This is a genomic window from Vibrio spartinae (genome assembly GCF_024347135.1).
In the GTDB taxonomy this organism is placed as follows: domain Bacteria; phylum Pseudomonadota; class Gammaproteobacteria; order Enterobacterales; family Vibrionaceae; genus Vibrio; species Vibrio spartinae.
The window spans coordinates 975328-996138 of sequence record NZ_AP024907.1; the positions used below are offsets into that span (position 1 = coordinate 975328).

Annotated in this window: 18 protein-coding genes, 1 other RNA gene and 1 pseudogene; 9 read left to right on the forward strand and 11 right to left on the reverse strand. The window is 46.4% G+C overall.

Features of this window, described 5'->3' with window-relative positions:
- Positions 1-26: 26 nt before the first annotated feature.
- The 3 genes and pseudogenes from OCU60_RS04555 to smpB form a co-directional block, all read right to left on the reverse strand.
- Positions 27-1179: pseudogene (locus tag OCU60_RS04555) on the reverse strand (IS3 family transposase).
- A 190-nt stretch (positions 1180-1369) separates the two neighbouring features.
- Positions 1370-1735, reverse strand: a transfer-messenger RNA (tmRNA) gene (gene ssrA, locus OCU60_RS04560).
- Between the two features lie 68 nt (positions 1736-1803).
- Entirely contained in the window at positions 1804-2283 is a 480-nt protein-coding gene (smpB, locus tag OCU60_RS04565) for an SsrA-binding protein SmpB (protein WP_074374182.1), read from the reverse strand.
- A 220-nt stretch (positions 2284-2503) separates the two neighbouring features.
- Between smpB and OCU60_RS04570 the strand changes: the two genes are divergently transcribed.
- A complete protein-coding gene (locus OCU60_RS04570) occupies positions 2504-2935 on the forward strand; it encodes an SRPBCC family protein (protein ID WP_074374181.1) in 432 nt (143 codons plus the stop codon).
- On the forward strand, positions 2932-3279 hold the full coding sequence (locus tag OCU60_RS04575; protein ID WP_074374180.1) for an RnfH family protein: 348 nt from the start codon (positions 2932-2934) through the stop codon (positions 3277-3279). The genes OCU60_RS04570 and OCU60_RS04575 overlap by 4 nt, the downstream gene beginning before the upstream one ends.
- Positions 3280-3348: 69 nt before the next feature.
- Here OCU60_RS04575 and bamE read toward each other — a convergent pair whose 3' ends face one another.
- From bamE to nadK, 4 genes are all read right to left on the reverse strand, one after another.
- On the reverse strand, positions 3349-3711 hold the full coding sequence (bamE, locus tag OCU60_RS04580; RefSeq protein WP_074374179.1) for an outer membrane protein assembly factor BamE: 363 nt from the start codon (positions 3709-3711) through the stop codon (positions 3349-3351).
- Between the two features lie 537 nt (positions 3712-4248).
- On the reverse strand, positions 4249-5007 hold the full coding sequence (locus tag OCU60_RS04585; protein ID WP_074374178.1) for a BUD32 family EKC/KEOPS complex subunit: 759 nt from the start codon (positions 5005-5007) through the stop codon (positions 4249-4251).
- A 205-nt stretch (positions 5008-5212) separates the two neighbouring features.
- The gene (gene recN, locus OCU60_RS04590; protein WP_074374177.1) at positions 5213-6880 is read right to left on the reverse strand and encodes a DNA repair protein RecN; all 1668 of its coding nucleotides are present in this window, start codon (positions 6878-6880) and stop codon (positions 5213-5215) included.
- A 173-nt stretch (positions 6881-7053) separates the two neighbouring features.
- Positions 7054-7938: an NAD(+) kinase gene (nadK, locus tag OCU60_RS04595; RefSeq protein WP_074374176.1), complete on the reverse strand. Its 885-nt coding sequence runs from the start codon at positions 7936-7938 to the stop codon at positions 7054-7056.
- Positions 7939-8073: 135 nt separating this feature from the next.
- On the opposite strand from nadK, the gene grpE reads away from it, so the two are divergent.
- Positions 8074-8685 carry a nucleotide exchange factor GrpE gene (gene grpE / locus OCU60_RS04600; RefSeq protein ID WP_074374175.1) on the forward strand — a complete coding sequence of 204 codons (612 nt, stop codon included), beginning with the start codon at positions 8074-8076 and terminating at the stop codon, positions 8683-8685.
- A 91-nt stretch (positions 8686-8776) separates the two neighbouring features.
- On the opposite strand, the gene OCU60_RS04605 is transcribed toward grpE, so the two are convergent.
- A complete protein-coding gene (locus tag OCU60_RS04605) occupies positions 8777-10696 on the reverse strand; it encodes a TRAP transporter permease (RefSeq protein WP_074374174.1) in 1920 nt (639 codons plus the stop codon).
- Positions 10697-10790: 94 nt separating this feature from the next.
- On the reverse strand, positions 10791-11720 hold the full coding sequence (locus OCU60_RS04610; RefSeq protein WP_074374173.1) for a TAXI family TRAP transporter solute-binding subunit: 930 nt from the start codon (positions 11718-11720) through the stop codon (positions 10791-10793).
- Positions 11721-12193: 473 nt separating this feature from the next.
- Here OCU60_RS04610 and dnaK point away from each other — a divergent pair, with 473 nt between their 5' ends.
- The 6 genes from dnaK to OCU60_RS04640 all read left to right on the forward strand — a co-directional run bounded on the left by dnaK (position 12194) and on the right by OCU60_RS04640 (position 18706).
- Positions 12194-14104 (forward strand): molecular chaperone DnaK, encoded by a 1911-nt coding sequence (dnaK, locus tag OCU60_RS04615; protein WP_074374172.1) that lies wholly within the window; start codon positions 12194-12196, stop codon positions 14102-14104.
- A 199-nt stretch (positions 14105-14303) separates the two neighbouring features.
- Positions 14304-15449 (forward strand): molecular chaperone DnaJ, encoded by a 1146-nt coding sequence (gene dnaJ, locus OCU60_RS04620; protein ID WP_074374171.1) that lies wholly within the window; start codon positions 14304-14306, stop codon positions 15447-15449.
- A 228-nt stretch (positions 15450-15677) separates the two neighbouring features.
- Positions 15678-16196 (forward strand): pilus assembly FimT family protein, encoded by a 519-nt coding sequence (locus tag OCU60_RS04625; protein WP_074374170.1) that lies wholly within the window; start codon positions 15678-15680, stop codon positions 16194-16196.
- Positions 16190-16846 carry a PulJ/GspJ family protein gene (locus tag OCU60_RS04630; protein ID WP_074374169.1) on the forward strand — a complete coding sequence of 219 codons (657 nt, stop codon included), beginning with the start codon at positions 16190-16192 and terminating at the stop codon, positions 16844-16846. The genes OCU60_RS04625 and OCU60_RS04630 overlap by 7 nt, the downstream gene beginning before the upstream one ends.
- Positions 16843-18150 (forward strand): hypothetical protein, encoded by a 1308-nt coding sequence (locus OCU60_RS04635; protein ID WP_139302137.1) that lies wholly within the window; start codon positions 16843-16845, stop codon positions 18148-18150. Before OCU60_RS04630 ends, OCU60_RS04635 begins: the two co-directional genes overlap by 4 nt.
- On the forward strand, positions 18140-18706 hold the full coding sequence (locus tag OCU60_RS04640; protein ID WP_074374167.1) for a type IV pilus modification PilV family protein: 567 nt from the start codon (positions 18140-18142) through the stop codon (positions 18704-18706). The genes OCU60_RS04635 and OCU60_RS04640 overlap by 11 nt, the downstream gene beginning before the upstream one ends.
- On the opposite strand, the gene fghA is transcribed toward OCU60_RS04640, so the two are convergent.
- Positions 18651-19502: an S-formylglutathione hydrolase gene (gene fghA, locus OCU60_RS04645; RefSeq protein WP_074374166.1), complete on the reverse strand. Its 852-nt coding sequence runs from the start codon at positions 19500-19502 to the stop codon at positions 18651-18653. The genes OCU60_RS04640 and fghA overlap by 56 nt on opposite strands.
- A gap of 59 nt (positions 19503-19561) precedes the next feature.
- Positions 19562-20695, reverse strand: a complete 1134-nt coding sequence (locus OCU60_RS04650; RefSeq protein WP_074374165.1) for an S-(hydroxymethyl)glutathione dehydrogenase/class III alcohol dehydrogenase — start codon at positions 20693-20695, stop codon at positions 19562-19564.
- Positions 20696-20811 lie beyond the last annotated feature (116 nt).

Below are 20811 nucleotides of genomic sequence, written 5' to 3' on the forward strand. Positions count from 1 at the left end.
TTGACTTATCTATATACAGGAGGGTTCTACCCCGTTTTCACGGACGGTTTAGTAAAGACGTAAACTTGCTGTCTTGATTCGCCAGTCTACGTCGCATTCTTGGATTATGGAACCGTTCGATATAATCAAAAATATCTGCTCTGGCTTCATTTCTTGTCCGGTATTGTCGATAATTGATTCGTTCCCGTTTCATCACACCGAAGAACCCTTCACAAGCCGCGTTATCTGCACAATGGCCTACAGCACTCATGCTGCTGGTTAGGTTCTTTTGCTTGAGAAAGCGCTGATAGTCTCCGCTGGTAAATTGTGTGCCACGATCTGAATGTAAGATAACATGATGTCTTTCCTGTCGCTGCCAAACCGCCATTTCGACGGCTCGAATCACCATATAACGGTCTTGTCGATGATGCATCGACCAGCCAACGATGAGCTTGTTAAACAGGTCAAGCACCACACACAGATAAAGCTTCCCTTCAAGTGTCCCAATTTCTGTAATGTCTGTGACCCATTTGGTTTCCGGCTCCAAAGCATTAAAGTCCCGCTCAAGATGATTCTTTAAACCGTCAGGACGTGCGGACTGTCGCTTTGCCCCTCGACCTTTTTTACGCGGCCAGCCATAAAGTCCATTCGCTGACATCAGTCTGGCGACACGATTTAAGCTCGCTTTCAACCCTTCGGCTTGCAGATCTTCGTGCATACGTGGTGCGCCGATAATACCACCGCTATCATCATGGATCTCGCGCATTCGTTTTAATAACGTTGCGTTAGCAAGAGCACGCGCACTTGGCTGCCGTTCCACCCAAGCGTAATAACCACTAGGAGAGACGCGCAAACAACGGCACATGAGGCGAATAGAAAACACATCGCGGCAACGCGATATCGCAAGATACCTTACGGTAACTCTTTGGCGAAGAACGTTGCCGCTTCTCGCAAAAAATCACGTTCCTTTTTCACTTTCGCTAATTCGCGTTTTAGCCTCGCCATTTCTTCATCACGAGGAGAGCCACTGCCTTGAAATGCTTTATCTTGTGACTGCTCCGCCTCTCGTTTCCAACGGTTTAATAAGTTAGGATTGATGCCGATATCTAATGCTATCTGACGACAACTCACACCCGGTTGCTGAGTCAGCGCAACGGCTTCGCGTTTGAATTCTGCAGAATATTTTCTTCGCTTGGTCATAGACACTCCTTTTAGGCATAGTATGCCTCTTTATAGATGTGTCCGTAAAATATGGGTAGAACCCAAACCAGTGTACCCAAAGATCAAAGAAGTAGTGAGACGTCCTTGGATGACAATGGGTTCTAAGTTATTGATTTTGCGTTATTTTAGGCACAAAAAAAGACGCCCGAGGACGTCTTTCTCTATGATTTGGTGGAGCTGGCGGGAGTTGAACCCGCGTCCGAAAATCATTCATCTTTGGTACTACATGCTTAGTCGATCTTTAATTTCACTACCACCTGCGAACCGACACGCGAATGAATAGCTAACCTGAATTATGTCTTACGCTTCATCCCTCAGGTGGGGGAATCCACGCCAGCTTGTTTTGGTTTGACCATCTGAACTCCCCGTCCTACAAGCAGAGGCTAAGGCAGATGGGCTCTCAGCAGGTTATTAAGCTGCTAGTGCGTAGTTTTCGTCGTTTGCGACTATTTTTTTGCGGTTTGTTAACGAGGCCTACCGCACCTCGGCATGCACCTCAGACTGCAAAATTCCCGTCGAATCCTGAATCAGCCCCGGAGGTAGAGTGTGCATACTACCAGAATTGTTCCTACTGTCTAGTGCTGCACAATCATATGGTTAAGTTTAACGCAGTGCGCTCTTCATCACGCGGTCTTTTTGGCGTTGCCAGTCGCGATCTTTGGCCGTATCACGCTTGTCGTGCATCTTCTTACCCTTGGCAACCCCGATTTTTATTTTGACCCATGAGCGAGACCAATACAGCGATAGCGAGATTAAGGTCATCCCTTCACGATTGATTCGGCCGAATAAATTATCGAGTTCGCGACGAGAGAGCAGAAGTTTGCGCACCCGAGTCGGGTTGGAAATTACATGTGTTGAAGCTTGTTGCAGTGGAATAATGCTCATGCCGGAGATAAAAGCTTCTCCGTTACGCATGAACACATAACTTTCTGCAATATTTGCTTTGCCCTGGCGAAGTGACTTCACTTCCCAGCCCTGAAGCTCCAGACCAGCTTCTATCTCATCTTCAATGAAATATTCGTGGCGAGCTTTTTTGTTCAGAGCAATCGTGTTGCTCCCTGCTTTTGATTTTTTCTTTGCCATAGTGGAGCGTATTATACGGATTGCGTGTGGCTTGGGAAATCCTTTTATTGGCGTTGGTGCAAAATATACACAATTGTCTGATAAATCTGCGATTGTTGTCATTGCAAGGTGATGGATTGACCGATTGAAGCCGATTGGAGGCGAGATGTTGACCTTGAGCTCACTTGTGTATCACAGTAAAATTACAGCGCTTAGGTGTAAAGAGAAAGAAGGAGCATCAATGAAGCAGGTGAGTCGTTCTGCACTGGTATCGTTTAGCGCTGAACAGATGTTTAATTTAGTCAATGACGTGATGCGTTATCCTGAGTTCTTGCCGGGTTGTTCCGGTGCGAGAGTGATTGAGTCAAATGCTGACAAGATGGTCGCTTCTGTTGATGTCTCCAAAGCGGGGATCAGCAAAACATTTACTACGTCGAATCAGTTAAAAACGGGCGAAGCTATTTTGATGGATTTGGTGGACGGCCCTTTTAAAATGCTGCGTGGTGGATGGTATTTTACACCGCTCGATGAATGGGCTTGTAAAGTTGAACTGAAGCTTGAATTTGAGTTTTCCAGCAAGATGATTGAGCTGGCATTCGGCAAAATATTCAATGATCTGACCAGTAATATGGTGAATGCTTTCACCAAACGGGCAAAGCAGGTGTATGTATGACGGATGAAGAGAATACGATTCATGTGGAAGTAGTGTATGCACTGCCGCATGAGCAGCGTGTGTTGTCGCTGGTTGTGTCGCCAGCGATGACGGTAGAAGAGATTATCCGCCAATCTGGTGTGTTAAATATGTATCCGGAGATTGATCTGGCCAAGAATAAAGTGGGAATTTTCAGCCGTCCGGTGAAATTGGATGCGACAGTCCGGGATCGGGATCGGATCGAGATTTACCGGCCGTTGCTGGCTGATCCGAAAGAAATTCGCAGGAAGCGGGCAGAACAGGCCAAAGCTGCGGGCACTGCTGACCCGGTAACCGGCGGTAAACCCAATCCACTGAAAAAATAGTCGTCATTCCGATAGTAAAAAAGCTCGCAATGCGAGCTTTTTTTACAACCGTTGGTTTGACTCGTTGACTTACTGGACGCTTTCAAAGAATTGATCACTGTTATGAAAGTCACCAGCCATATGAATCAGTGAGCCTCTCTTGTCAAATTTGACAATCAGGTTCTTCTGAACCGGATCTTCATGACCAGAAACATGATGGTAAATGTAGTACCAAGTATCGGGATAACCATTTTCAACAAGCATCGGAGAACCAAGGACATAACGGACTTGTTGTTTGGTCATACCGAATTTCAGTTGATCAACCTCTTGTTGATCAACGTAGTTGCCTTGGTTGATATCAATCCGGTAAACCAACATATCGGTAACCGATGAACATCCACTGAGGACAAGTATTGCTAATGACGCGGTGATGAGAGACTTCTTCAATTGCATAGTTTGTTTACTACATTGTCATTTAGAGTGAAAGCTTGGCTGATAATAAACAAGCTTGGTGAAGAAGTAAAAGGGTTCCCCACCATCTTATCCCACACTCAGACTACAAATTTTAGATTTTGTTGCATCGGATTGGTTTTTTTTCAATATTCGTCATCAATTATAGAGCCTGATAGTCATATGAGATGTTTTTTTGGACGGCTTTATTGGGTTGGACAGGGAATTTGGGTTGGACAGATCGATTTGACGGTATGCTTCAGGTGAGCAGAAGCGCCCGCTCAACGATGGTGGCGATGCTTGAGAGGCTGACAGTGCTTCTCACGACCTGAAGTCTGACTGAGGAAGTCAAGTGATGAATCATACCGCTTTATATTCAAGCTATTACACGGATGGTAAGAAATTACCAATCATTGATGTTTATATATTCATAAATAAAATATAATTAGTCTGGTGTTTAATATTCTTATTTATACTCTGTTTATGGGCGATAAATTGACAAATCGAATTTATTTATCTTGGTGAATCATAGTGAATGAATTAATTTGATAAGAAACCATCAAATAGGTGGCATGTTTCTATAAGTTGCTGACTTAATTTATTGTTCTTTTTAAAGTATAGCACCCCATGAGCAAGCGGGTTGAATTTGCGTAAAAGCTGATGGATTCCAATCAAGCTTTGCCAATATTCATCGGAAACCTGCTGTTTCCAATACCATAATGCTTTTCGTTTTTGTTCGACAGTGATTTGTTTGATACGGCATAAGTCCATGAGTAAGAGATAAATATCTCTTGCTTTGAGTTTTGGACTCGCATGCATAATTGATTCTTCAAAGTCAATCAGGCTAAGCTGATTATGCTGATCGATTAATATGTCGCGCAGTGCAGGGCGACCGTGAGCAATATCCGCATTATGTAATTTGATGAATAAATTGAACAGTTGCATCAATATATCATCAGTAATACGTTCGGCTTCAACTTGAGAGAGTGGCTGGCCTTTGTCGGGCGTGACAAAGAAACGTTTCCCTTCCAGTGCGATTTTAGGGACTTGAAAGCCAATCGAATTTAAATAGAGCAATACCGATTTTTCATGTTCAAAACGAGACCATGAATTCATGGTTGCTTTTGACTGGAAGCATGATAATAAATTGAATTGACCAGCAACTGACGAGAGTTTGCAGATAAAATTAGATTTATCCTCACCGCCAATTTTTAGCCAGTAAGTTCTCTGTTGTTCCGTGATTTTAATAACACCATTAATATTGCTATCAATGTGTTTTATGCATTGTTCTCTTAACATAACATGAATGTATTATTTGTGTGATATGTTGAATGGGCAATAATGAATTGCGGCACATTCTATCCGTTTTTTGTTAAGTTAAGATCAAATACAGAAAAAATCAAAAGAAATATCGGGCCGAATATGATTTGATTAAAAGACCCGATATTTATTATGAGGGGGATATTCAGGCGGTGGATAATAAAATAAATTAATTTGAAAACGGTTATGCAGCCACGAGCAATAACTCTTTTGCATTTGCTAAAGTCGTTTCAGTAATTTGACTACCGCCAAGCAATCTTGCTAATTCTTCAATCCGTTGCTGATTATCCAGCTTGAGCATCTGTGTTTCTGTTTTTCCGCTTTTCGTTTGTTTGGCAACAAAAAGTTGTTGATGTCCACAACCGGCAACCTGTGGCAAGTGGGTGACACACAAGACTTGGGTCGATTCGCCCAACTGACGTAGCATCTTCCCGACAACAGCGGCTGTCGGGCCACTAATGCCGACATCGACTTCATCGAAGATCAAACTTGGGGTTTCAACTTTTTGCGCAGTAATCACCTGAATCGCGAGTGATATTCGCGATAGTTCCCCACCTGAGGCGACTTTGGTCATGGGCTGCAACGGTTGGCCCGGGTTAGTCGACACCATAAAGTTCACTGAATCGAATCCGAGTGGAGAGGGGTGATTGTCATCATAATGAATATCCATCTGGAACTTGGCTTTTTCCATGCTCAGTTCATGCATACTCTGACTGATTAATTTATTGAGCTCTTTGGCGTAACGCATTCTGGACTGATGCAGTTTTTCAGCGCGTTGAACAAATGATTGATACGCTTGTGCCACCATATGCTCAAGCTGTTCAAGTTTCTCATCGGAATAGTCAAGGGCGGAAATCTGCTGGCGCAGGCTTTGGTGGTGCTGATAGAGATCTTCCGGCAGTACATTGTGTTTACGGGCCAGAGACATGACTTTGGAATAGCGGTCTTCAATATGTGCCATTTGTGCCGGATCGACTTCAATCCGATCCAGATAGTCACGGAGTTCACTGTTTGCTTCTTCCAGTTGAATCAGTGCTTCCGCAAGCATGGCAGGCAACATTGCCATTTTTTCATCCAGCTCGGCTAACTGAGCCAGAACCTGATTGGTTGACTGAAGTAAACCGATGGCATTGACTTCATCGCCTTCATTCAATAACTGGATTGCATTTTGGCTGAGGGTGAGTAGTTCACCACTATTCGTCAGGCGTTTGTATTCATGTTCCAGTTCGGGGAACTCATCTTCACTGAGCGATAATTCATTCAGTTCTTTGATTTGATACTCCAGTAACTGGAGCTGCGCCTGATTTTGTTGGCTGTTTTTACGGATTTGTTCCAATTCATTGTTGGCCTGACGCCAATTCTGGTAAGCGACCCGTGTCTTTTTCAACAAATCGGCATGACCGGCATATTGGTCCAGCATGGTCAGTTGGTGCTCACTTTTCATCAGTTGCTGATGGGCGTGCTGACCATGAATATTGATGAGCAATTGCCCAAGTGATTTCAGTTGTGAGATCGGTACCGGATTGCCATTGATAAATGCGCGTGAACGGCCTTCTTTGGTAATCACCCGGCGGAGAATACATTCGCTGCCGTCTAGCAGTTCATTATCTTCGAGCCAACGGGTGGCGTGCAGATTGTGATCGAGAAGAAATGCAGCGCAGACTTCGGTTTTTTCTTCACCTTGACGCACCATGCTGGCTTCCGCCCTGCCACCGAGACACAAACTGAGCGCATCAATCGCAATGGACTTACCTGCACCGGTCTCCCCGGTAATGGTGGTCATTCCTTGAGAAAGTTCTAACTGTAATGATTTTACGATTGCAAAATTATTGACACTTAAATGAGCCAGCATGTTCACACCTGTATATTTTACCAATACTGTATAAAGAAACAGTATATACTGTATAAAGACACAGTAAAGATGTTTGGTGATTTTATTTTCACCAATGTACCAGGCAAGGCAAAGGGCTGAATCGAGGCATATTCAGCCTTGGCAAATGACAATCAATATGAGCTTTCGGGGTCCTAGAACAACTTACTTGACCAACCCAGTTTGTTTCTCAGGACATGGTAGTAGCTGTAATCTTTTGGGTGAATCAAATGTAATTTATTCGGGCTGCGGTAGATCAGCACTTCATCTCCGGGAGAAACAGGGAGCGAAATTTGTCCGTCACAGCTGATTTCTTGTGTGCCTCTGTTATTCGGTGAAACCGACAGTTTGATCCGACAATCTCCGTCAACGACCAAGGGGCGGGATGACAGCGTGTGTGGAAACATTGGTACAAGTGATATGGCATTTAAGCTCGGTGACAGAATCGGGCCGCCCCCCGACAGTGAATAGGCGGTTGAACCGGTCGGTGTTGAAACAATCAGGCCGTCTGAGCGCTGGGAAAAAGCAAAAACGTCATTAATGTAGACCTCGAACTCAATCATATGGGCGATTTTCCCCGGATGGAGAACGGCTTCGTTTAAGGCCGCATTATGACTCTTAATCTGCCCGTTGCGGTGAATTTCGGTTTCCAGCAGAAAGCGTTCTTCTTCAATGTATTCACCTTCGAGAACTTTTTGTAAAGCGGCCTGAAAATCTTCGGGATTTAAGTCGGTAAGAAATCCCAGACTCCCACGGTTGACACCAATCACCCGAATCTCAAAACGGGATAATACTCTGGCTGCGCCAAGCATGTTACCGTCACCACCGACAGCAATGGCCAGATCGGCTTTTTTGCCGAGTTCAAGTAAAGGTGAAAAACATTCGGGCGGCAGATCAGTGAGAATATTGCTCAGTCGATCATCGATAAACACTGAATATCCTTGCTCTGACAACCACTGGTATAATTCACGGTGGGTTTGTATCGCAGACTGGTCCCGTGGTTTACCAATGATGGCAATCACGCCAAAAGATTTTTTCATAATGTTTCCAATCGAATTAGGCTTGAATCAGGAATCTTCATCCCCATAATAAAGGCAAGTTATGCTTTTATGCGAATGTTTAGTGTGTTGAATGTTGATCATCAATACAAAAGATTATGGAACTCTGGAGATATCATGAGCAACGAAGAGAATAAAGTCAAAGAAGAAGAGCTGCAGCAAGAATCGGTAGCACAAGAAGAGACTGAGGCTGAAGTCGTCGGTAGTGAGGCTGATATCGAGTGGAATGAAAGTGATGTACCAGAGGATGAGCAAGACGCGAAAATTGCCCAATTGGAAGCGGCGCTATTGACGAGTGAACGGAAGGTGAAAGAGCAGCAAGATGCTGTCTTGCGTGCACAGGCTGAAGTTGAGAATATTCGCCGTCGGGGTGAACAGGAAGTCGATAAAGCGCGTAAATTTGCGCTGAATCGTTTTGCGGAAGAGCTGCTGCCCGTGATTGATAATCTTGAGCGTGCGATTCAAGCGGCAGATGCTGAGAATGAAGTGGTCAAGCCTCTGCTGGAAGGGGTAGAGCTGACGCACAAAACCTTTATCGATACCATCGAAAAGTTTGGTCTCAAAGAGATTAATCCTGAAGGTCAGGCGTTTAATCCTGATTTACATCAGGCAATGTCGATTCAGGAAAGCCCTGACCATGAGTCAAACACGGTGATGTTTGTGATGCAAAAAGGTTATGAACTGAATGGTCGTGTGGTTCGCCCTGCGATGGTGATGGTTGCGAAATAATCTCATCTCAAGCATGAGGTGATTGCCTCACATCAATAAAAAGGTTGGCTTTTGCCAACCTTTTTTATCACCGATTCACTGCGATGCGCGCTTATTTTTCGTATGGTTCAACCGGGCGTTGGTCATCCCCGTCACGACTTTTCTTCCACTCCCATACCATCAGAGCAGCAATGCACACCATACCGATCAAACGATAATTATCGGTAAGAAACAGGGTCGCTGCGGCCAGTAGCAGGAACATCAACCGATGGATGCCTGACATTGGCCGGAATAGGTAACCTTCGATACCGCCGGCAAATGCAATAATCAGTGCGATACTCCCGAGGACCGATTCAATAAATGCCAGTGGCGTTTCTGTTTGAGTCCAGATTAAACCGGAAAATGCCATCATCGCTGGGATCAGGAAAAATCCCTGTGCCAGCTTAAAGGCCTGAACCGCAGAACGCATGGGGGAGGCATTGGCGATACCGGCACCGGCAAAAGCGGCGAGGGCGATGGGCGGGGTTACATTGGACGTTTGCGACAGCCAAAAGACGATCATGTGTGCGGTGAGTAGCGGTACACCGAGATCCATCAAGGCTGGTACCGCCATCACGGACAGCACGATATAAGCAGCAGTCACTGGGAGTCCCATCCCCAAGATCACCGCAGCGATTGCAATAAACAATAAGGCAGACCAGAGATGCCCGCCGGACAGTGAGGTTAGAAACTGGGTAAATTGCAGGCCGATCCCTGTTTGTCCGACGACACCAACCACAATACCGGCGGTTGCACAGGCAATTGATATGGGGAGCGCGAGAATAGCCCCTTCTTTCATACCTTCGAGCACTAGTCTGATGCTGATTTGGGTATGCTTGCGTGTAATTGCAGCGATGAGTATGGCGGCACATCCGGCAATACCAACCAAAATCGGGGAGTAACTCATAATCAACAAAGTGGTGATCATGACCAATGGCAGGAGGAAATGCCATCCCTGTTTCAAAATTCGGCTGATTTTCTCGGTTTCACGCATGCCTTGCAGATTGAGCTTACATGCCATCAGGTGGACGTAAAGTAACGTACAGGCAAAATAGAGGATGGCCGGTGCAATCGAAACCAGAATGATTTCACTGTAAGGAATCCCGGTAAACTGTGCCATGACAAATGCACCGGCGCCCATGACCGGGGGCATGATTTGTCCTCCGGTTGAGGCTGCGGCCTCAATACCGGCTGCTTGCTCTGCTTTATAACCGAGCTTTTTCATCATCGGTATGGTCAGGGAACCGGTTGTCACCGTATTGGCAATGGCTGAACCGGAAATCGATCCCAAAGCGGCAGAGGCCAGCACACTGGCTTTGGCCGGGCCGCCTTTTGATTTTCCGGCAATCGAAAATGCAGCATCGATAAAAAATTGCCCGGCCCCGCTGACTTGCAGAAAAGCACCGAACAGGACGAAAACAAAAACGACACCAGCTGCAATTGCCAGCGGTGCACCGAAGACGCCGTTGGTGGAATAAATATGAAAGCGGATCATTTCTCCTAATGAAAAACCTTTACTGGCGATGGCATCCGGCAGGACATTGCCGAATAGCGCATAACTCAGAAAAATGACCGCCACAAACACCATCACCATTCCGACAGTCCGACGGGTGGCTTCCAAGAGGAGCAGCAAGAGTAACAGCCCTGCATATTGATCATTCGGTTGTAATCCGTCCAGCAGGAAACTGATATCATCATAATCAAATGGAATCACTCGGCTGGCAGCCCAACAAGTGACCATTATCAACACCATATCGAGACAACGTAGCACCACATATTTAGCTGGAGAGGCGCTGTCGCTCTGCACTGCGGGATACGCTAAAAAGACAAGGATTAAAACCCAACTGAGGTGGGTGGGTCTGAATACAGTTGCTGACAGATCGGCCGTGATGCCTTGCCATATCTGGAACACCGTCAGCAAAACTGCGATCAGGCCGGTCACGAGCGTAAGACTGTTGGCGAATTTCGTGTGCCGGGATAAAACCTGAGTCATAGCTAACTCCAAATGTCATTACATAAAACAACATCAGATGACATATTCGGCTGAACGTTGTCATCTGATGGGTTGAATCATCGGGGGTATGATTTTATTGGTGGTGTTCTTGGTAGTATTTCAGTGCACCAGGGTGGAGAGGCACACCTTCCAGCTTCGGCATATTATCGATTGTCATAAATTTTGTGACGCCAACCGACTGACGGATTTTGTCGATGTTTTCAAAGGCGACTTTGGTCATTTCATAAGCCAGCTTGTCATCCATCTTTTGGTTCGTCACCAGGACGTTCCAAACGGCTGGCACCTCAAATGCCGGGACATTCTTATAGCTATTCGCTGGTGCGTTGAATGCTTGATAGGATGAATTGGCGGTTGAGATTTTCTTCAGTTCCTGTGGGGTAAAAGAGAGAATGCGGATCTTGCGGGTGAGTGCCAGCTCAGTGATTGCTCCGACCCCGAGACTGCCGACGATGACACCGGCGTCGATTTGTCCATTTGCCAGCGCGCTTGTGGTCGCGGTGTAATTCAGTGATTGTGCTCTCACATCTTTTTCAGTGATACCGAGTATGCGCAGAATATTCACTGCACTCACCCGTGTGCCTGAACCGGGGGCCCCGAGCGAAATTTTCTTGCCTTTCAGGTCACTGATGGTATGGATATCGGAATCAGCAGGGACGATAAACTGGACGACGTTTGGATACAGGGCGAAGAGCACCTGAGTCGGCATCTTTCTCGGAAATGGTTTTTTCCCCGTATAGGCTTTCAGCGCGACATTCCCCATTGCGATACCGACCAACTGTTTTTGCGTCGCGACTTTGATGATATTTTCCACTGATGCAGCGGTGACTTCGGCGCGCATATTGAAATCAGGGATATTTTCACTCCAGATTTTAGCCAGTGTTCCGCCAAGTGGGTAGTAAGTCCCGCTCTGACTGCCTGTTCCAATGGTGTAGTTATTCGCAAAGGCTGGTAGTGCAATACTCAGCCCGAGAATCATCAAACCTTTCTTGACGATATTGTACATAAGAAACTCCCTGTTTTTCTGCTGATATAAACGAAGTCTTTACATTGGGCTCATCCATTACCATGCCGGGCATGCGTAATGTGAATCTCACATGCATGTAAAGGTCGTGTATCGGTTTTGATATCACGATGTTGATATCTCTGGGTATAGTGGAATTGATAAAATACTGGTTAGGTCACCAAACCGAGGGTAACTTTATGCAATGTGAGTGAATCCCACGTTGAATATCGTGATTCATTTTGGCGATTATCCGAAGTTTGAGCACTGTTCAATCCTGATCTCCGGTCAGAAAATAAGGAAATTTGTATTTTTTTCATTTTTCCCCTTGAAAAGGTATTTTCTGCCCTTATCTAAGGGGCATAGAGAAGCAAACTTCGTTTGTTGAGCGGTGAGGCCGGGGTTGAAACCCGATTCACCAGCCCCATATATGGGGTACTGGCAAAACGACAATAGAATTATTCGGAGATGTCCTGATGGGTAAGATCATTGGTATTGACTTAGGTACTACAAACTCTTGTGTTGCTGTATTAGATGGTGGAAAACCTCGCGTAATTGAAAATGCTGAGGGTGAACGTACAACGGCATCTATAATTGCTTATACAGATGGTGAAACACTGGTTGGTCAGCCAGCAAAACGTCAAGCAGTTACCAACCCTGAGAACACATTATTTGCAATCAAACGTTTGATCGGTCGTCGCTTTGAAGACGAAGAAGTTCAACGTGATATCGAGATCATGCCTTACAAAATTGTCAAGGCAGATAACGGTGATGCATGGGTTCAGGTTAAAAATGAAAAACTGGCAGCGCCACAGGTTTCTGCTGAAGTTTTGAAGAAAATGAAAAAAACCGCAGAAGATTTTCTGGGTGAAACCGTAACCGGTGCTGTGATTACTGTCCCTGCATATTTTAATGATGCGCAGCGTCAGGCCACAAAAGATGCGGGTCGTATCGCTGGTCTGGAAGTGAAACGGATCATTAACGAACCGACAGCCGCAGCGCTGGCCTATGGGCTGGACAAAGAAGGCGGTGACCGTGTTATCGCAGTATACGACTTAGGTGGAGGTACATTCGATATCTCTATCATCGAAATCGATGATGTTGAAGGTGAGAAAACATTTGAAGTGCTTGCAACCAACGGTGATACACACTTAGGTGGTGAAGACTTCGATACTCGCATGATCAATTACTTGGTTGATGAGTTCAATAAAGAGCAAGGCATCAACCTGAAAAGTGATCCGCTAGCAATGCAGCGTCTGAAAGAAGCGGCTGAGAAAGCGAAGATTGAGCTTTCTTCTGCACAACAGACTGACGTGAACCTGCCTTATATTACGGCAGATGCGACCGGTCCTAAGCACATGAATATCAAAGTAAGCCGTGCAAAACTTGAGTCTTTGGTTGAAGATTTGGTTCAACGCTCTCTTGAGCCGATGAAAGTTGCGTTGGCGGATGCAGACCTGTCTGTTGGTGATATTACAGATGTCATCCTTGTTGGCGGTCAGACTCGTATGCCAATGGTTCAGAAGAAAGTGGCTGAGTTCTTTGGTAAAGAGTCACGTAAAGACGTGAATCCAGATGAAGCGGTTGCTGTCGGTGCTGCGGTTCAAGGTGGTGTACTTGCCGGTGATGTTAAAGATGTTCTTCTGCTTGACGTCACACCACTGTCGCTGGGTATCGAAACCATGGGCGGTGTGATGACCAAGCTGATTGAGAAAAACACCACGATTCCAACAAAAGCGAATCAAGTGTTCTCAACCGCAGAAGATAATCAGAGCGCTGTAACCATTCATGTATTGCAAGGTGAGCGTAAACAGGCAACATATAACAAGTCTCTGGGTCAATTTAACCTAGAAGGCATTCAGGCTGCACCACGTGGTATGCCACAAATCGAAGTAACCTTCGACTTGGATGCGGATGGTATTCTGCACGTCTCTGCAAAAGATAAGCAGACCAATCAAGAGCAGAAAATCACAATCCAGGCATCTGGTGGCCTGAACGATGATGAAATCGAAAAAATGGTTCAAGAAGCGGAAGCCAATAAAGAAGCGGACAAAAAGTTCGAAGAGTTGGCAACTGCACGTAACCAAGCTGACCAAATCATCCACGCAACCCGTAAGCAAGTAGAAGAAGCCGGTGAAGCGCTTCCTGCGGATGATAAAGAAAGCATCGAAACAGCAATCAGCGACCTTGAAACAGCGCGTAAGAGTGGTGACAAAGAAGAAATTGATGCCAAGACTCAGGCACTGATGACAGCGTCTCAGAAACTGATGGAAATTGCACAACAGCAAGCGCAAGCACAGCAAGCTGATGGTTCAGAGCAAGCGTCTGGTCAGGAAGATGATGTTGTTGATGCTGAATTCGAAGAAGTCAAAGACGAGAAAAAGTAATCAGTGAATAGCCATTCACTGATATGACTTCAGACCTTTTCAGGTATGATACGGGCGTTTGGGGGAACTCTAACGCCCGTCTGTTTGTAATTTTGGTGTCGATTTAGGTCATGTTTCATTCTGTGTGAAATATCATCTATATCGATACATCTACCGGGCGACAAACGTCGCTTGCAGTAATTAATTGGTGACGAAGAACATGTCAAAACGTGATTTTTACGAAATCTTAGGCGTAAGCCGTGATGCCGCTGAACGTGATATCAAAAAGGCCTACAAACGCTTGGCGATGAAATTCCATCCTGACCGTAATCCGGGCGATGAAACCGCTGCTGATAAGTTTAAAGAAGTAAAAGAAGCGTATGAGGTGTTAACCGATCCTCAGAAAAAATCAGCTTATGATCAGTATGGTCATGCCGCATTTGAACAAGGCGGTGGTGGTTTTGGCGGTGGCTTCGGTGGTGGTAATGCTGACTTCGGGGACATTTTTGGTGATGTGTTCGGGGATATCTTTGGCGGTGGCCGTCGCGGTGGTGGTCAAGCCCGGGCGCAGCGCGGTTCGGATCTTCGCTACAATATGGAACTCACTTTAGAAGAAGCTGTCCGCGGTTGTTCGAAAGAAATTGAAGTCCCAACGATGGTTCATTGCGATACATGTAGCGGGAGTGGTGCGAAGAAAGGGACCACGCCGGAAACATGTAGTACCTGTCACGGGCATGGTCAGGTTCAGATGAGACAAGGCTTTTTTGCTGTGCAACAGACTTGTCCGACTTGTCATGGTAAGGGAAAAATCATCAAAGATCCTTGCCGTGATTGTCATGGTCAGGGCCGTAAGCAAGAGCGTAAGACGCTCAATGTGAAGATCCCTGCCGGTGTTGATACGGGTGACCGGATTCGTCTTACCGGAGAAGGTGAAGCGGGTGAAATGGGTGCACCAGCCGGTGATTTGTACGTTCAGGTTCATGTGAAAGAACACCATATCTTTGAACGTGAAGGAAATAATCTGTTCTGTGAAGTACCGGTTAGTTTCTCGATGGCCGCACTCGGTGGGGAAGTTGAAGTGCCCACACTGGATGGTCGGGTGAATCTGAAAGTGCCGGAAGAAACGCAAACCGGCAGAATGTTCCGGATGCGCGGAAAAGGCGTGAAGAATGTCCGTGGTGGTGCTGCCGGTGATTTGATTGTGCGTTTGGCGGTTGAGACACCTGTGAACCTGAGCGCGCGTCAGAAAGAATTACTCCGTGAGTTTGAGGAATCCTGTGGTGGCGAAGCGGCAAGTAAGCACAAGCCTAAATCGGAAGGTTTTTTCAGCGGTGTGAAAAAGTTTTTTGATGATCTAACGAGCTGATCACAACCCAATCATGCGTGTAAAAAACCTGCTTCGGCAGGTTTTTTTTATGTCTGTCATCCGTCTGGATAATCAACTTTGGTGGAGGGTTCAAGCTGTCAGTGTAATTGTGATGTTTATCATGTGGTTATTTAGTTGATGTCACAGCGAGATGTTTGCTTGGGGGGCAGATGAATCGTTTTATTTTCTTATCATAAGAGGAAATGAAATGAACCGACTGGAAAAAATATGCGCACAGGATTTTCCCTGCTTGAATTAGTTGTGGTGATCGCATTACTGAGCCTTTCCTTGTTGCTGGTTGTCCCTCAATTCTCCCAACAAATGGAAAAGGAACAATTAAAAACAGCGGTCAGTGATGTTCAGGCATTCATATTACAAGCAAGGTCACTGGCAATCACTCACCATCAAAATTTGTGGTTACATCTGATCTCGCCATCATCATCTGCCACTGACAAATATCTCTCACTGGATTGGCTGTTGCGGGTGAGTACCGCTGAAGATGCCTCGAAAGGTCAGCGTTTACTCACGCTATCCGGACAACGCTACCGGAAAATTCTTGTTCGTTCCGGATTCCCTCAAAATCGGTTATTTATCGATGGTCATTCCGGCAAATTAGGCAATGGTAGCATTACACTGTCGGCCCGCAGCACACCGGAACGACAAATCAAAGTGATTACTTCTTACGGGGCGGGACGAGTTCGCTACTGTAGCGTTGGCACTGCAATATATGGTTATCCGGCATGTTAGTGAAAGCTGCACATTTCTATCATGCTCAGCGAGGATTGACGCTGTTAGAAGTCCTGCTGGCCAGTGTCATCAGTAGTGTGTTAATCCTGATGGTGAGCCGGCTGATAGTGACTGAATTTCGGGTAACGGAACACTTGAATCGCAAAATTCAGTTACATCAACAGTTGCGGACATCATTCGCGTTAATCAAGCGAAGTTTGTTTATGGCCGGGTTTAATGCTTCAACACAAATGCCAGTGTTTCTGCAAGGGAGTCAGACACTGACCGATGTCCGAAACGACACACAAGTGGGATATGTATATCAGGGAAGTCCAACCGCTCAGAATGATTTCCACCACGTCGTTTACCAGCTCGCAGCAAATCAATCAGGAGAGTCGGCCTTACGGTTGTGCGAGAAGCAGCATGACCGACGATTCACATTTGAACAAGCGGCATCTTCCGGTGAATCAGGGCCATGCTTCTCATTATTCGATACCGACTGGATCCATGTCGATGCTTTTCAGATTCGTTACCAACCCCTTCAATCAAGAGCAGGGACGTTGATCAATACAGGATGGGTAGCGATACATCTGAGGCTATCTTTGGTGCAAGATCCGTCGATTCATGAATCTGCTGATTTTACATTTTTACAGCGGCATTGGTCGTTATGATGGGGTTCTATTTTGGTCGTACATCGCTTCGGCAACAGGGGGCTGCAACATTGTTGCTGACGACACTGATGATCAGTCTGATGTTGATCGTGGTGGGACGCTCCGCACTGCTCAGTCGTTATCAATTGGCTGAGGTTCAGCATGAAGTTGAACGTCGTCAGTCTTTCTGGCTGGCTGAAGGTGAGCTTGAATGCTTGTGGACACAGGAACGTTCACGACATGCCGGGGAGAGCTTACCTTCTGCGTGTCAGCAGATTGAGCATCAAGTCCAGTTGGTGTCTCCGCAGGATCAACAACTGACCGTGACCGTCGGAAAGACGACGCTGCAAAAGCGTTACCGTCTGCCCTTACCGGACTCTGCCGGTGCCGTTAAGACAAGCAGTCGTTTGATATTGATGAAGCGAGCCTCATTTGCGCCAGATCTGGCTCGTTTACATACTGACGGGCGGTGGCAATGTATCGCTTTGCGCTATAAGTATGATTTTTATGCACCGTCGGTAACCACTTATCATCCAGAGCAGTTACCTTATCGGTTATATGCGGGGTTGCCGAGCGATTCAGAACGATGTGCCGGGACGTATCACTCCGTTGATCTGCCGGGCAAAGATGCGAAATCTGACTATCAGCACACGCCCAATTTATCGCCTTTCCGGGACCTGTTTGGTCTTGCGGTACGGGATTGGTTTCAAGTGATGTCAAATCCTCAGGTTGGTCGAATTCCTCAATCCCTGAATGAAACGGTTAACGGGCCAATGCGTTACCAGCGTGCAGTTGAATTACCACACAGTCAGCTTAATCCCGAATGTGGCTCTCAAATCGAAGATCTCATTTGGCATGGGAAAATGATCATTTGGGTCTATGGAGGATGCGTATTGTCCGATCTGGATATTCAACGGATGAATCGTGCGATTCAGGCAAAATTTCCTCAGCAGGGGATTATTGTGCTGATTCAGGATGGGTTAGTCGGGATTGAAAGTCATCACTCGTTACAGGGCATGCTCTACCAATTTATTTCACCACAACATGCGAATATGGTATTTCAGGCGTGGGGGGATACGGCATTACAGGCGGCACTCATCAAGTCTTTGGCACAAGCTCCACTGCCCAATATCTTGCCTGAGCAAGTGAGTTATTTCCAACTCGGCGCCTTCTATCCGGCAGGGGGGCTCGTGTTAGATGCTGACAGACGTTTTGCCGTGGTTCAGGGGCGTCTTGATTTTCATTATCGACGTGATCTGTTGATTCAACCGCTTAGCCTGATTCGTCCAGCCGAATGGCGCGGGGAAAGCTGGTATGAACCGTAGAGATATAAACCATGTTCATATAAATCGTAGTTATATCAACCGTAGCGATATCAACCGACATGTGCAACGCGGCTGTCGAGGGAATACGTTACTCGAAGTGATGATCGCTTTGGTGATATTGAGCATCGGTATACTGAGTGTGGGGCAGTTACAGCGTCTGACGATGTTTCAGACCCGGGCGATTTTTCAACGGACACAAGCGTTGGACCTTGCCAGCTCAACCCTGGAACGTTTACGGACGCATGGTGCGAAGATAAACCGTGCTGCTCTGAACAAGCGTATCGCGGTTGGTTTCGTTGATTTTGAGCAGCTCAAGTCCCGTCAGGATTGTGATTTTCGAGCTTCTTTTTGTATCGAGATTCAGGTGAGTACACCGCTATTTCACGGTGATCTGAAGCCGGTTCGTGTGGTTGTGAGTTGGTTGGGGCAACAGGGGAAAACGCATCAAGTTGCGCTTTCCACCATGATGTCACGATTCAATGAATTTGAACCGCATTTGCCTAAGAGCGCTGCCCTAGCAGATGTTGCGCATGAAATTGTAAATGTGACTCAATGAAGCTTTGAATAAAATAATAGCTGTGATCATAACCGGGGTGTGACTGATAGGTCAGTTCACACTGTTGGTGATCTGCCACTTCGAGTAAATCCCAAGGTTTCAACTGCTCTTCCAAAAATGGGTCCATTTCACCTTGATCAATCAGTATCGGCACCGGACACGCTTTTTCTCTCAGTAGTTCAGTTGTATCGTACGCTTGCCACTGTGCCTGATCGTCTCCCAAGTAAGCTCTCAGTGCTTTTTGTCCCCAAGGGCAGGCAACAGGATGACAAATTGGGCTGAAGGCTGAAATCGCACGGTAGTGCTCAGGATTTTTGATGCCAATGGTCAGCGCACCATGGCCTCCCATACTGTGTCCTGAAATCGAACGCTCAGAGGTCACCGGAAAGTTTTTCTCGATGATCGAGGGCAACTCGTTCACGACATAATCATACATATGGTAATGCTGATTCCAAGGCGATTGAGTCGCGTTGAGATAGAATCCGGCACCAAGTCCCAGATCATACTCTCCTTGCGGATCATCCGGCACGCCTTCACCTCTCGGGCTGGTATCCGGTGCGACAATCGCAATACCGAGAGCGGCTGCTTTTTGGAATGCCCCTGCTTTTTGCATGAAATTTTCATCTGAGCAGGTCAGGCCGGATAACCAGTAGAGCACGGGAACCGGATGGCTGTCACTGGCGTCTGGCGGCAGATAAATCGTGAAACGCATCGTACAGTTGAGTACATCTGAAGGGTGTGTGTACTGCTTATGCCATCCACCAAATACTTTTGACTGGCTGATTTGTTCTAACATGTGTCAGACTCCTTTCTCCAGTTTCCGGTCAGGATGGGACCGGAGACTGGTGCATAAAATTATGATTTGAAGTGAACCACAGAACGAATACTTTCACCTGAATGCATCAAATCAAATGCTTCGTTAATGGCTTCTAACGACATGGTATGCGTGATGAATTCTTGCAGACCAAATTCACCGGCAAGATATTGTTCAACAATACCGGGGAGTTGTGAGCGACCTTTGACTCCGCCAAATGCACTACCACGCCATACTCGGCCTGTCACAAGCTGGAATGGACGTGTTGAGATTTCTTGTCCGGCACCTGCGACACCGATGATTACGGATTCGCCCCATCCTTTATGACAACATTCCAGAGCCTGACGCATGATATTGACATTACCGATACATTCGAAGGAGAAGTCCACACCACCATCCGTCATTTCAACAATCACTTCCTGAATCGGTTTGTCGAATTTCTGAGGGTTGATACATTCGGTCGCCCCCAGTTGCTGCGCGAGTTCAAATTTCTTCTCGTTAATATCAATACCGATAATTCGGCTGGCACCGACCATTCTGGCACCGATAATTGCAGATAAACCAATTCCGCCCAAGCCGAAAATAGCGACGGTGTCACCTTTTTGCACTTTGGCTGTATTCATGACCGCACCCATACCGGTGGTCACGCCACATCCCAGTAGACAAACCTCTTCCAGTGGCGCGGTTTTGTTGACTTTAGCCAATGATATTTCCGGTAAGACGGTATATTCAGAGAACGTCGAGCATCCCATGTAGTGATAGATTGGCTTGCCGTCTTTATAGAAACGGGTTGTACCATCGGGCATGAGACCTTTGCCTTGTGTTTCGCGAACGGCCTGACACAGGTTCGTTTTGCCTGAAGTACAGAACTTACATTCGCCACATTCTGCGGTATAGAGCGGGATGACGTGGTCACCGACTTCAACGCTGGTCACGCCTTCGCCAACCATTTCCACAATACCACCGCCTTCATGACCAAGAATCGATGGGAATATCCCTTCTGGATCTTCACCGGACAGTGTGAATGCATCTGTATGACAGACACCGGTTGCCACGATACGGACTAAAACCTCACCGGCTTTCGGGTACATGACATCGACTTCTTCAATGCTGAGTGGCTGATTGGGTCCCCAAGCAACAGCAGCTTTGGATTTAATAAATTTCTGCTCTGACATCTTCTTTCTTTCCTGTCTATAAGGTGATCGGGATCGTGTGATAAACCACGGTGAAACTGAGTATAGTTCTTTTCTTATATTTTATAATCGGGTAAAAAAGAGAATAACTTTTACAT